The following is a 12,756-nucleotide window of genomic DNA, read 5'->3' as shown; positions in this document are numbered from 1 at the left end:
CCCTCGCTCCTACAGGGAAGCGTCCGGCATCGGCGGAACGAGCCACTGCTCGCCCGGCTTTGGCGCGCGGAAACGCTCCGCTGCCACGCCTCGCTTCTGCAACGCTGCCGCCAGGTCGCTGACCGGCGTGAATTGTCCCTCGTCGCTCAGGCGGAAGGTGCCGAAGTGGATCGCCATGCTGCACTGCGAGTCGAGATGCTGGTGTGCCTGCACCGCGTCATCCGGGTTCATGTGGTGGTGGCGCATGAACCAGCGCGGCTCGTAGGCGCCGATGGGCAGGGCAGCGAAGCGCATGGGACCGAAGCGCTCGTGCATCAGGCCGAACTCCTCGCCCAGCCCGGTATCGCCGGGGAACAGCAGCGGCCCATCCGGTGACTCCAGCACGAAGCCCATCCACAACGTGCGATTGGTGTCGCGCCGCGAGCGCGCCGACCAGTGCTGCGCCGGCACGCCGGTGAGCAGCATGCCTTCGGGCATCGGCAGGCTCTGCCACCAGTCCAGTTCGGCGATATCGGTGAAGCCGCAGGCGCGGATCAGCTCGCCATTGCCCAGCCCGGTGACCACCTTCGCTGACGGGAAGCGCCGCGCCAGCTCGCGCAGGCTGTGGATATCCAGGTGGTCGTAGTGGTTGTGGCTGACCAGGATCAGGTTGATCGGCGGCAGCTCGTCCAGCGCCAGGCCCGGCGGGTGCACGCGTTTGGGTCCGACGAAGCTGAACGGGCTGGTGCGCTCGCACCAGAGCGGGTCGGTGAGGATGTTCAGGCCGCGGTGCTGGATCAACAGGGTGGCATGGTTGATGTAGGTGACGCGCAGTTCGTCGCCCTCGACGCGGGCCGGCGTTTCCGCACGGGCGTCACGACCCGGCTGGGCGAGCCATTGCTGCTGGCGGCCGCGTTCGCGCTGCCACTTGAGAAAGGCGCGCAGGCCGTTGTGCGGTTGGCGGTCGAGATTATGGAAACGCGCACCGTCGAAATGCGCGCTCCGCGGGCCTCGGTAGCGGGCGCCAAGGCGACCGCTGAGGTTCTGCAAGGTGATCAGCCAGGTGGGGTGGCTCATGGGCATGCTCGTGCGTGCTCTTGCGATGAGTACTCTGCACAACCTAGCATGCCGGGCATTCGCCGTACCCCCATCCTCGGTTGCCAGTCTTTTCGCCATGCCCCGTCCTCCGCGCCCCGCCAATCGCCGTCCCGCTGCCCGTCCCACGCCTCGCCGCGTGGCCAAGGCGCCGCCGGCGCAACCCAGGCTGATCCTGCTGAACAAGCCGTTCGACGTGCTGACGCAGTTCAACGACAGCGACGGCCGCGCAACGCTGAAGGATTTCGTCGATGTACCGGGTGTCTATCCGGCCGGCCGCCTGGACCGCGACAGCGAGGGTCTGCTCTTGTTGACCAATGACGGCCGCCTGCAGGCGCGCATTGCCGATCCCAAGCACAAGCTGCCGAAGACCTACTGGGTGCAGGTGGAAGGCGAACCGAGCGACGAACAGCTCGACCAGCTGCGCAAGGGCGTGCAGCTCAACGACGGCCCGACGCTGCCGGCGGAGGCACGGCGACTGGATGAGCCGCAACTGTGGGAGCGCGATCCGCCGGTGCGCTTCCGCAAGTCAGTGCCCACGGCCTGGCTGGAACTGGTGATCCGCGAGGGGCGCAACCGCCAGGTGCGGCGGATGACGGCGGCGGTCGGCCTGCCCACGCTGCGCCTGGTGCGCGTGCGCATCGGGCCGTGGCAGCTGGACGGGTTGCAGCCGGGACAGTGGCGGGAAGTCAGCGCAGAGCTCTGAAGGAAATGGTCGGATGATGTTGTAGGGCGTTTCCGGAATCCCGAGGCTTCGATTGTTGCCGCGCCGGCCCCCGGAGCATGCTCGCCGCTTGTCTCCAGTCCCGCCCTGGGCAGGAGTTCCCCTTCAGGGAGTGCGCCCATGCGAATCCACCCCTTGCCGCCACTGCAGTGTCTCGTGGCGTTCGAGGCCTCGGTGCGCCACGCGAGCTTCACCCGCGCCGCCGACGAACTGTTCGTGACGCAGAGCGCCGTCAGTCGGCAGGTCCAGCAGTTGGAAGGCTTCCTCGGTCGTCCGTTGTTCTTTCGCGAGCACCGCTCGCTGCGCCTTACACCGGCGGGGGAGCACTATGCGCGAGAGGTGCACCGGCTGCTGGCGCAGTGTGCCGAAGCCACGTTCGATGTGATGAAGCGCCACGGCGATCTGGACCTGACCGTGGCCTGTTCTTCAGGTGTCGCGTCGCTGTGGCTGACCCGGCGCCTGCCAGGCTTTCGCCGGCGCCATCCAGGCATCCGACTGCGCCTGCTGGTGCGCGACGCGCTGGCGTCGATGGCTCCCGCCGAGTTCGATGCGGGCCTTTACTACCTGCGTGAGCCGGCCCCGACGGAGTACACGGCGCGGCGTCTGTTCGACGAGGAGGTTTTCCCGGTCTGCTCGCCCGGTTACCTGGCGGGGCGTTGCCTGCAGCTGGAGGACCTGCCCGGTGAAACCTTGCTGTTCCTCGAAGATGGGCAGCGCCAGTGGATGTCCTGGCAGGAGTGGTTCGGCTGCAACGGCCTGAGCTTCACCCGTGGGCAGCCGCGCCTGATGGCCAACGATTACCCGCAACTGGTGCGCCTGGCGCTGCTCGACCAGGGCATTGTGCTGGGCTGGCGCTACATGATCGACGAGCACCTGCTCGACGGGAGGCTGTTGCGCGTCACCGACGCTTCGGCGAGCCACGGTGGCGGCTACTTCGTGCTGACGCCCACTGAGCGGATGCAGAGCCAGGCCAGCCGCCTGTTCAGCCGCTGGTTGCTGGAGCAGGCGCAGGAGCAACTGCGTCGCTGAGCCTTGGCCATGCGCTGGGCGCATGGCGGCATGCGAATCCAGCGTTTCAACCGGGTGCAGGATCGTCCTTAGCATCGCGTTATTGCCGATAGCCAAGGATAACAATAACCATGCAAGCTGCCCTGCCTTCCGAGACCGTGCCCGTGCGGCCTGTCCCTGCGTCGCCCGAGCGCCGCGCGATCATCGCCACTGTGCTGGGCAATGGCCTGGAGTGGTTCGACTTCACCGTCTACAGCTTCTTCGCGGTGATCATTGCCCATCTGTACTTCCCGGCCGCGGACGAGCTGAGCTCGATGCTGATGGCGGTGGCGACCTTCGGCGTGGGGTTCGTCATGCGGCCCATCGGCGGCCTGGTGCTGGGCGTGTATGCCGACAAGGTAGGGCGCAAGGCCGCGTTGTCGCTGACGATCCTGCTGATGGCCATCGGCACCGCGATGATCGGTCTGGCGCCGACCTATGAACAGGTCGGCATGGCGGCGCCGTTGCTGATCGTCTTCGCGCGCCTGGTGCAGGGGTTCTCCGCCGGCGGCGAGATGGGCGGCGCCACGGCCTTCCTCAGCGAGCATGCGCCGGCGCATCGGCGCGCCTTCTACTCCAGCTGGATCCAGTCGAGCATCGGCTTCGCCGTGCTGCTCGGTGCGGCCACTGGCACCCTGATCACCACTGTGCTGGACGAGCAGGCCCTGTACAGCTGGGGATGGCGCGTGCCGTTCCTGCTGGGGTTGCTGATCGGGCCGGTCGGCTACTTCATTCGCCGACACCTGGAGGAGACTCCGGTGTTCGCCGAATTGCAGGCGCAGGCGGCCGAGCGTTCGCCGCTGCGCGAGGTGTTTTCGCGCTTCCCGCAGGAGACGTTTGCAAGCTTTTCGCTGGTGGTCCTGTGGACGGTCTGTACCTATGTGCTGCTGTTCTACATGCCGACCTATTCGCTGCGTACGCTCGGCTTGCCGCCCGCCACCGGGCTGCTCGCGGGGATGCTCGGCGGCGCGGTGATCATGCTGGGTTCGCCGCTGGTCGGGCATCTGGCCGACCGCTGGGGACGACGCATCTTCCTCAGCGCCGCCGCCCTGGCGATCCTGCTGCTCAGCTGGCCACTCTTCGCCTGGATCAACCGGTCGCCGGGGCTGCTATCGCTGCTGGTGTTCCAGGCGATATTCGGTCTGCTGATCGCCGCCTACACCGGCCCGATCCTGGCCGTCTTCGCCGAGTTGTTCCCGGCCCGGGTGCTCTCCACGGGCCTGTCCGTCGCCTACAACGCCTCGGTGACGCTGTTTGGCGGCTTCGCCCCCTTCTTCATCACCTGGTTGATCGCCCGCACGGGCAGCAACATGGCGCCGGCGCTCTACGTCATGGTCGCCGCCGCCATCAGCCTGGCCGGCACGTTCTGCATCAAGGACGTACGACCTTCTTCTCCCTCCGGACTCTGAGGTATTCACCATGGCTTTGACCGTGCTCCAAGGTGGCAATGTACTGGACCTGACGCAGGGCGTTCTGCTGGAAAACCACCACGTCGTCATCGAGAACGAACGGATAGTCGAGGTCAGCGACCGCCCGCTGGCGTTCCCGGAGGCCCGAGTGCTGGACGTGGCCGGAAAGACCGTGATGCCCGGGCTGATCGATTGCCACGTGCACGTGCTGGCCGCTAGCGCGAACCTGGGCTTGAACGCCTTGCAGCCGAATACGCTGACCACCATCCGCGCGCTGCCGATTCTGCGGGCGATGCTGGAGCGGGGCTTTACCACCGTGCGTGACGCCGGGGGTGCGGACTGGGGGCTGGCGCGGGCGGTGCAGATGGGACTGGTGCCGGGACCGCGCATCTTCCCGTCGGGCAAGGCACTGTCGCAGACCGGCGGCCACGGCGACTTCCGTCCGCGCGGCGACTTTCTCGAACCCTGTTCCTGCTGCTTCCGAGCAGGGGCCATCGCACGCGTGGTCGACGGGGTGGAGGGCGTTCGCCTGGCGGTGCGCGAGGAGCTGCAGAAGGGGGCCACGCAGATCAAGATCATGGCTTCGGGTGGCGTTGCTTCGCCCAACGATCCGATCGGCAATACCCAGTATTCCCTGGAGGAAATCCAGGCCATCGTCGCCGAGGCCAGGGCTGCGCAGACCTATGTGATGGCCCATGCCTACACCCCGCGAGCCATTGAACGGGCGGTCTGTTGCGGCGTGCGCACCATCGAGCACGGCAACCTGGTGGATGAGGCCACGGCCATTTTCATGCACACCCAGGGTGCTTTCGTGGTGCCGACCCTGGTGACTTACGATGCCCTGGCCACTCATGGCGCGGTGCTGGGCCTGCCGCCGGAGTCACTGGCGAAGATCGAGGAGGTGCGCGCGGCCGGGCGGGCGTCGCTGGAGATCTATGCCCGGGCGGGCGTGCCGATGGGGTTCGGTTCCGACCTGCTGGGCGAGATGCACCATCTCCAGGGCGAGGAGTTTCGCATTCGCGCCGAGGTCGTCGGCAATCTGAACGCCCTGCGCTCGGCCACCAGCGTGGCGGCCGAGATACTCCAGTGTGGCGCGGAGTTGGGCGTGGTGGCCGCTGGCGCTCTGGCCGACCTGCTGGTCATCGACGGCGACCCGCTGCAGGACATCGAATTGCTGGCCGGCAGCGGCGAGCGGATCGAGTACGTGTTGCAGCGGGGGCGGTTGGTCAAGGGGCGCCGGCACTGATGCGCTGGCGCTCCCTGGCGGAAGGCGTCAGAAGCCGCCTTCGAGGCCAGCGACGACCACGGACTTGATCAGGAAGCCGAGTACGCCCAGGCCCAGTGCGAAGAACAGCACCATGGTGCCCATGCGGCCGGCCTTGGACTTCTTGGCGAGGTCCCAGACGATGAAGGCCATGAACAGGATCAGGCCGGTCACCAGGCCATACATCATCCAGTCTTCGAAACTTTCGTTCATTGCTGCTCCTGCCCGGTACGGATGTGTTCGGTGGGGCGCCGGGACTGAGGGTGGTGGTGGAGAAGGCGCGCATTATACGCATGCGGCGATCTGTCGTTCAGGGCCGTTCATAAATTGATCAGTTCCTCCTGCACGACGGAGGCAATGCCGCGAAAATTCCCGCCGCGGCCCGGCTGGCGGGGAATTCTCCGGTTTCGATTTCGTTCGGCGGGAGCCAGGGTGCGCTGCTGTGTCGCAGGGGGCAGGTTGTAGGAGCGAGCTTGCTCGCGAACCGCACGGCACCGGCGTGCCAGGAGGCCACGTGCGTGAGCAGGCTCGCTCCTGCAGAACGTCGATCAGACGCGCAGGTGATCCAGCGGCAGCTCGGTGCTGGCCAGGACGTTGCGCAGCACGAAGCTAGAGCGCACGCTGGTCACCCCTTCGATGCGGGTCACGGTGCCGAGCAGGAAGTGCTGGTAATGCTCCATGTCCGGCACCATCACCTTGAGCTGGTAGTCTGCGTCCATCCCGGTGACCAGGCTGCATTCCAGCACCTCGGGGCACTTGCCGATGATCTGCTGGAAGTGCTCGAAACGCTCCGGGGTGTGCCGGTCCATGCCGATCAACACGAAGGCGGTGAGGCTCAGGCCGAGTTTCTTGCTGTCCAGCAGGGCGACCTGGCGGACGATGTAGCCGTCGTCTTCGAGTTGCTTGACCCGCCGCGAGCAGGGGGAGGGCGACAGGCCGATACGCTCGGCCAGTTCCTGGTTGGAGATGCGCGCGTCGCGTTGCAGTTCGGCAAGAATTCGCAGGTCGTAGCGGTCCAGCTTGTCCATGAAAGCCTCGGATTTTAAATGAATTGCGCTTTTGGCGTAATTTTTAGCTGTTTGTTGCTCAGGTGGTGCCTGTATGAGCAATCTTAGCAATCATTTCCTTGTTCTGTCGCCGTACTATTTCTCCCAGATTCACAGCCCGGACATCACGTCCCCTGCGATCCGCCCAATCAGGCGCTTCGCGGCCCGCCGACCCCACAGGATCGCGCCGGCCACCGGGCTACGCACTGCCCAGAAGGCGGAGCGAGGTGAGCCGGCGCCAACAGCGACGAGCAGGACGAGATTCCGGAAGGGAGGCTGACGAGCCTCCCTTTTTTCTTGCCCGCAATTTACCCCGGCCATCTTTACCCTGACTTTACCCAGCGCGCTGCAATGGCGGCTTCGCGCCGTGGTCTATGGCAATGTCGCATCACGGTTTTCGGCCATCGCCGAAGTGAGGATTCCATGAAGTCGGGTATCGGGCGGTTCGCCTCGTTCGCTGTGCTTTCTCTGGCCGTCGCGGTCCAGGCGCTGGCGGCCGATGGGCCCGATATGCAGGGCCATCCGTCGTCAGGCGGCGGGCAGCCCCAGGGACGCCCCCAGGGCAACAACGGTGGCCAGTGGCAGGGTCGCCCGCAAGGCAGCAATGGAGGCCAGGAGCACGGCCGTCCCCAGGGCAACAACGGTGGCCAGTGGCAGGGTCGCCCGCAGGGCAGCAATGGAGGCCAGGAGCACGGTCGCCCGCAGGGCAACAACGGTGGCCAGTGGCAGGGTCGCCCTCAAGGCAGCAATGGAGGCCAGGAGCACGGTCGTCCACAGGGCAACACTGGCGGCCAGTGGCAGGGCCGTCCGCAGGGCAACAATGGCGGTCAATGGCAAGGCCATCCGCAGGCCAATAACGGCGGCCAGGAGCAAGGACGTCCGCCGGGCAGCCCTGGCGGGCAATGGCAGGGCCGTCCGCCGGGCAACAACGGTGGCCAGTGGCAAGGGCATCCGCAGGGCAACAATGGCGGGCAGTGGCAAGGCCGCCCGCCGAGCAACGACCACGGCGGCACCGGCTGGCAGGGCGGCAATCGCCCGCCATCGGCCGGCTGGCAGGGTCGCCCGCCGCCTTCCCACGGCAACTGGGGCCCGCATCCGTCCTACTGGCGGCCGGGCTACGTGGTCAATGCCATGCCCAGCGGACACTACCGCGTGCCCTATCGCGGCAGCGACTACTACTTCAACGATGGTTACTGGTACCGCCCTTACGGCTCACGCTATGTGGTGGTGACGCCACCTTACGGTGTGCGCGTGCGCTACCTGCCGTCCTACGCCGAGCAGGTGTGGATCGGCAGCATTGGCTACTTCCTCGCCGCCGGTACCTACTACCTGTGGCAGGCCGGTTCGCAGGATTACGAAGTGGTGGAGCCGCCGCAGCAGCAGGTGGCCAGCGTGGCGCAGTCGGCCTATGACGTGATGGCGTACCCGATGTACAACCAGGGCCCGGACCAGCAGGCCCGCGACCGCTACGAATGCCACCGCTGGGCCGCCGACCAGAGCGGCTTCGACCCGGCCATGGCGAGCTATGCGCCGCCGGCCTACGTCGCCGACAACTACCGCCGCGCCCTGGGCGCCTGCCTGAGCGGACGCGGCTACAGCGTCAACTGATGTTCTCTAGCTGATGGTCTCTTTGCCCACCACTTCCTGCGGGTCGGCGTGCACCAGCACCTCGGCCCGCGGGAATTCCTTGTGGATCGCCAGCACCGCCTCGTCGCACAGTTGATGCGCCTTCGACAGTGACAGCTCGCCAGGCAGCTCCAGGTGCAGCTGGACGAACCAGTGCGTGCCGGATATCCGCGTGCGCAGGTCATGGGCACCGAGCACGCCGGGCACTTCCCGCACCAGTTCGAGCATGCGCGTGCTGACGTCTGGCGGCAGTTCCTCGTCCATCAGCACGGCCACCGATTCCTTGGCGATCTGGAACGAGCTCCAGAGGATGTAGAAGGCGATGCCCAGGCCGAAGATGGCGTCCATCTGCTGCCAGCCGAACTGCGCGAGGAGCAGCGCCACCAGGATGCTGCTGTTGAGCAGCAGGTCGGAGCGGTAGTGCAGGGAATCGGCGCGGATGGCGTTGGAGCCGGTGATCTTCACCACATAGCCCTGCACCATCAGCAGGCCGGCGGTGAGTGCCAGGGACAGGATCATCACCGCGATGCCCCAGCCGGCGGCTTCCACCGGTTCCGGGTGTTGCAGCCGGTCGATGGCCTGGGCGCCGACCAGCAAGGCACTGACCGCGATGAACAGCGCCTGCGCCAGCCCCGACAGCGATTCCGCCTTGCCGTGGCCATAGCGGTGGTCGTCGTCCGCCGGGCGGATGGCGTAATGCACCGCCAGCAGGTTGAGGAAGGACGCGGCGCCGTCGAGCAGCGAGTCGGTGAGGCCGGCCAGCAGGCTGACCGAGCCGCTGAGCCACCAGGCGATGGCCTTGGCGACGATCAGGGTGGTGGCAACGCCGAGCGACGCAAAGGTCGCCAGCCGCATCAGGTGGGCGTGGCTGGCGTGCTTGAGCATCAGGTGTCCAGGCGATTGGGCAGGAAGTAGATGTAATCCAGCAGCGGCGCCTTCTGGCCCAGCGCGGTGAGCGCAGCGCTCATCTGCCCGCGGTGGTGGGTGCCGTGGTTGACCAGGTGCTGGACGATGTTCGCCAGGCTCTGGCGGTGTTCCTGCCCGGCCATGTTGCGGTAGTCCAGTTGGGTGCCGAGGGTGGCGTCGCTCTGCTTGCTCAGCCACAGGCGCCAGGCGCCGACCCCGTCATTGAGGAAATCGGCGAGGCCGGCGCGATCGGGCGCGGCCTCGGCGTCGAGACGTTCGAACTGCCAGGGCTCTCGCTGCACACGGGCGAACCAGATGCGATCGACCACCGCGAGGTGGTTGAGGGTGCCGTGCAGGCTGCCGAAGAACAGCCCGCGCGGTGCGCGGTAGGCCTCTTCATCCAGCGGCGCGACGGCCTCCAGGATGCGTTCGTAGGCCCACTGGTGGTACGCCAGGAGTTGCTGAAGGTGTGAAGCGAGAGCGCCGTGCATATCAGGCCTCCGGGCGCAGGCCCAGGCTGGCGAGTTGTTGGAGGTCGCCGCTGCGCTGGATCAGACGCGGATCGTCCAGGGGCAGGCTGCGGCCGGTTTCACGCTCGAGGATCGCCTTGAGTTTAGCCTTGTCCACGCTGCCGTCTTCACTCACGGCATCCTTGAGCTTCTCCGGTGCGATCGAGTACTTCTCGTCGGGCAGGTAGATCGCGCCGGTGGCGAAGTCTACGCCGAAGGCGATCAGGCCCGGGATGACGTAGAACAACAGACCCACGGCGTCCAGGGCAGCGACTGCCGGGTCGATGCGGCCGTCGATCTGGCCGCGACGATCGGGGTAGAACAGGGTGCCGCAGGCCGTCAGCTGGCTGAACAGGGCGGCGCTCAGGACTGCACAGGAGACTCGGGTGGCAAGGCGCATGAAAAAACCTCCGGGAGGATGATGCAGACAACTATATCAACGAGCTCGCTGTCGCTGCTGGCAGTTTCGCACTAGCCGGCGTTCTCGTTGCTTCTATGACTGCCGAGTTGGCACCGCGGTTCGCCCGCTATAATCGCCGGCCCCGCGTAGTCCGGGTTACCGCCTTATGAAATTCGAGTTCCAGGAGCCGGCATGAACGCCCTTCCCATCGACAGCGTCCTTCCCGACTTGCGCCAGGCCCTGGCTGCGCGCCACGAGGTGGTGCTGGAAGCGCCGCCCGGCGCCGGCAAGACCACCCGTGTGCCGCTGGCGCTGCTGGGCGAGGCGTGGCTGGCCGGGCAGTCGATCCTGATGCTGGAGCCGCGCCGCCTGGCCGCCCGCGCTGCTGCCGAGCGTCTGGCCAGTGAGCTGGGCGAGACAGTCGGCGAGACCGTCGGTTACCGCATCCGCCTGGACAGCAGGGTCGGCCCCGGGACGCGCATCGAGGTGGTCACCGAAGGCATCCTCGCGCGCCGCCTCCAGGATGACCCGGCACTGGAAGGCGTGGGCCTGGTGATCTTCGACGAATTCCACGAGCGCTCCCTTGACGCTGACCTGGCCCTGGCGCTGACCCTCAATGGCCGCGCGCTGCTGCGCGACGAGCCGCCGCTGAAGGTGCTGGTGATGTCCGCCACGCTGGAGGGCGAGCGCCTGTCCGCGTTGCTGGACGACGCCCCGGTGGTGCGCAGCGAGGGCCGCATGTTCCCGGTGGACATCCGCTGGGGTCGGCCGTGGCAGGCCGGCGAGTTCATCGAACCGCGCGTGGTGCAGACCGTGCAGCAGGCGCTGGCGGATGAGCCCGGCAGCCTGCTGGTGTTCCTGCCCGGCCAGGCGGAGATTCGCCGTGTCGCCGAACAATTGGGTGACGCACTGGCCGGCCGCCCCGAGGTACTCCTCTGTCCGCTGCACGGCGAACTCGATCTCGACGCCCAGCGCGCCGCCATCGAGCCTGCGCCGGCGGGCAAGCGCAAGGTGGTACTGGCCACGAACATCGCCGAGACCAGCCTGACCATCGACGGCGTGCGCGTCGTGGTGGATGCCGGGCTGGCGCGGGTGCCGCGCTTCGATCCGGGCAGCGGCATGACCCGTCTGGACACCCAGCGCATCTCCCGCGCCTCCGCCACCCAGCGCGCCGGCCGTGCCGGACGACTGGAACCGGGCGCCTGTTATCGCCTGTGGTCCGAGGGGCAGCACGACCAATTGCCGGCCTATGGCGCGGCGGAAATCCTCCAGGCCGATCTCGCCGGCCTCGCCCTGCAACTGGCGCGCTGGGGCGTCGCCCCGCAGGAGCTGGCCTGGCTCGACCTGCCGCCGGCCGCCGCCTATGCACAGGCCCAGGACCTGCTGGATCGCCTCGGCGCCCTGGCCTCCCGCGCCGGTGGCGGCAGCCTCACGCCCCACGGCCAGGCCATGGCCGAGGTGCCGGCGCACCCGCGCATCGCCCACCTGCTGCTGCGCGGCCACGCGTTGGGGTTGGGACAACTGGCCTGTGATCTGGCCGCCCTGCTGGGCGAGCGCGACATCCTGCGCGGCAACGACGCCGACCTGCACCATCGCATCGCCCTGCTGGCCGGCGAGCAGAACGCTCCGCGCGCCAGCCGTGGTGCGGTACAGCGCGTTCGCCAGCTGGCGCGGCAGTTCAAGGGCTACCTGCGAGGCCCGGCCCGCGAACCGGTGGCCGACCCCGAGCATCCGCGCTGGCTCGGTGGCCTGCTGGCCTTCGCCTACCCGGACCGCATCGCCCGCCAGCGCCGCGTCGGTGGCGGCGAATACCGCCTGGCCAACGGCCGTGCCGCGCTGTTCGGCGAGCCGGATGCGCTGATGAAGGAAGCCTGGCTGGTGGTCGCCGACCTCGGCAGCCGCCAGGGCCAGCGCGAGGAACGCATCTACCTGGCGGCGGCGCTGGAACCGGCGCTGTTCGAGTCGATCCTCGCCGAACAGGTGAGCGTCCACGACGAGCTGGAGTGGGACGAGCGCGAAGGCGTGCTGCGCGCCGAGCGTCAGCGCAAGGTCGGCGAACTGGTGCTGTCCACCGAGGCGCTGCCCAACCTGGACGCCGAAGCCCGCAGCCGCGCACTGCTCGGGCTGGTGCGCCGCAAGGGCCTGGAGCTTCTGCCGTGGACGCCGGAGCTGCGCCAGTGGCAGGCACGCATCGCCCTGTTGCGGCGGCTGGATCTGGAGGGCAAGGGGGAAAGCGAATGGCCGGATGTCAGCGACGCCGCCTTGCTGGGCTCGCTGGAGAACTGGCTGCTGCCGTACCTGGGCAAGGTTTCGCGGCTCTCGCATTTCGGCAACCTGGAGCTGAGCGGGATACTCCAGGCGCAGCTGCCCTGGCCATTGCCGCAACGCCTGGACGAGCTGGCGCCGCGCACCTTGCAGGTGCCGTCCGGGTCGAACATCCGCCTGGACTACAGCGAATTCCCACCGGTGCTTGCCGTACGCTTGCAGGAGTTGTTCGGCCTCGCCGATACGCCGCGCATCGCCCAGGGCCGGGTGGCGGTCAAGTTGCACCTGCTCTCTCCGGCGCAGCGGCCGGTGCAGGTGACCCAGGACCTGGCCAACTTCTGGCGCAGTACCTATGCCGAAGTGAAGAAAGACCTCAAGGGGCGCTATCCCAAGCACTACTGGCCGGACGACCCGCTGATCGCCGAGCCGACGGCGCGGGCCAAGCCGCGCGGGACCTGAGCAGAGCCTTGTAGGAGCGGGCCATGC

General features: G+C 67.6%; 12 protein-coding genes. 6 read left to right on the top strand and 6 right to left on the bottom strand.

Annotated elements, in window-relative coordinates:
- Positions 1–9 precede the first annotated feature (9 nt).
- Complete coding sequence (locus tag UB43_RS21245; RefSeq protein WP_045215025.1) at positions 10–1,062, bottom strand: MBL fold metallo-hydrolase; 1,053 nt, start codon at positions 1,060–1,062, stop codon at positions 10–12.
- Positions 1,063–1,213: 151 nt separating this feature from the next.
- On the opposite strand from UB43_RS21245, the gene UB43_RS21240 reads away from it, so the two are divergent.
- The 4 genes from UB43_RS21240 to UB43_RS21225 all read left to right on the top strand — a co-directional run bounded on the left by UB43_RS21240 (position 1,214) and on the right by UB43_RS21225 (position 5,500).
- Positions 1,214–1,780, top strand: a complete 567-nt coding sequence (locus UB43_RS21240) for a pseudouridine synthase (RefSeq protein WP_045215022.1) — start codon at positions 1,214–1,216, stop codon at positions 1,778–1,780.
- Positions 1,781–1,918: 138 nt separating this feature from the next.
- Entirely contained in the window at positions 1,919–2,827 is a 909-nt protein-coding gene (locus tag UB43_RS21235) for a LysR substrate-binding domain-containing protein (RefSeq protein WP_045215020.1), read from the top strand.
- 110 nt (positions 2,828–2,937) lie between these two features.
- Positions 2,938–4,254 (top strand): MFS transporter, encoded by a 1,317-nt coding sequence (locus UB43_RS21230; RefSeq protein ID WP_045215016.1) that lies wholly within the window; start codon positions 2,938–2,940, stop codon positions 4,252–4,254.
- Between the two features lie 10 nt (positions 4,255–4,264).
- Positions 4,265–5,500, top strand: a complete 1,236-nt coding sequence (locus UB43_RS21225; protein WP_045215013.1) for an amidohydrolase family protein — start codon at positions 4,265–4,267, stop codon at positions 5,498–5,500.
- Between the two features lie 27 nt (positions 5,501–5,527).
- Here UB43_RS21225 and UB43_RS21220 read toward each other — a convergent pair whose 3' ends face one another.
- Complete coding sequence (locus UB43_RS21220) at positions 5,528–5,731, bottom strand: DUF2788 domain-containing protein (protein ID WP_015475469.1); 204 nt, start codon at positions 5,729–5,731, stop codon at positions 5,528–5,530.
- Positions 5,732–6,066: 335 nt separating this feature from the next.
- Complete coding sequence (locus UB43_RS21215; RefSeq protein ID WP_024763946.1) at positions 6,067–6,546, bottom strand: Lrp/AsnC family transcriptional regulator; 480 nt, start codon at positions 6,544–6,546, stop codon at positions 6,067–6,069.
- A 441-nt stretch (positions 6,547–6,987) separates the two neighbouring features.
- Between UB43_RS21215 and UB43_RS30115 the strand changes: the two genes are divergently transcribed.
- Positions 6,988–8,172, top strand: coding sequence for a DUF6515 family protein (locus UB43_RS30115; RefSeq protein WP_256205204.1), 1,185 nt, complete (start codon positions 6,988–6,990; stop codon positions 8,170–8,172).
- A 6-nt stretch (positions 8,173–8,178) separates the two neighbouring features.
- Here the strand turns inward: UB43_RS30115 and UB43_RS21205 are convergent, their stop codons facing one another.
- Genes UB43_RS21205 through UB43_RS21195 form a run of 3 tightly spaced genes read right to left on the bottom strand, consistent with a single transcriptional unit; the run spans position 8,179 to position 10,005 of the window.
- Positions 8,179–9,075, bottom strand: coding sequence for a cation diffusion facilitator family transporter (locus tag UB43_RS21205; RefSeq protein ID WP_045215011.1), 897 nt, complete (start codon positions 9,073–9,075; stop codon positions 8,179–8,181).
- Positions 9,075–9,587, bottom strand: a complete 513-nt coding sequence (locus UB43_RS21200) for a DinB family protein (RefSeq protein WP_045215008.1) — start codon at positions 9,585–9,587, stop codon at positions 9,075–9,077. The genes UB43_RS21205 and UB43_RS21200 overlap by 1 nt, the downstream gene beginning before the upstream one ends.
- A gap of 1 nt (position 9,588) precedes the next feature.
- The gene (locus UB43_RS21195; protein ID WP_045215005.1) at positions 9,589–10,005 is read right to left on the bottom strand and encodes a hypothetical protein; all 417 of its coding nucleotides are present in this window, start codon (positions 10,003–10,005) and stop codon (positions 9,589–9,591) included.
- A gap of 192 nt (positions 10,006–10,197) precedes the next feature.
- Between UB43_RS21195 and hrpB the strand changes: the two genes are divergently transcribed.
- The gene (gene hrpB, locus UB43_RS21190; RefSeq protein WP_045215002.1) at positions 10,198–12,729 is read left to right on the top strand and encodes an ATP-dependent helicase HrpB; all 2,532 of its coding nucleotides are present in this window, start codon (positions 10,198–10,200) and stop codon (positions 12,727–12,729) included.
- Positions 12,730–12,756: the final 27 nt, after the last annotated feature.

The sequence above is a fragment of the Pseudomonas sp. 21 genome (genome assembly GCF_000955805.1).
In the GTDB taxonomy this organism is placed as follows: domain Bacteria; phylum Pseudomonadota; class Gammaproteobacteria; order Pseudomonadales; family Pseudomonadaceae; genus Pseudomonas.
This window is presented reverse-complemented; position numbering and strand designations above follow the sequence as displayed.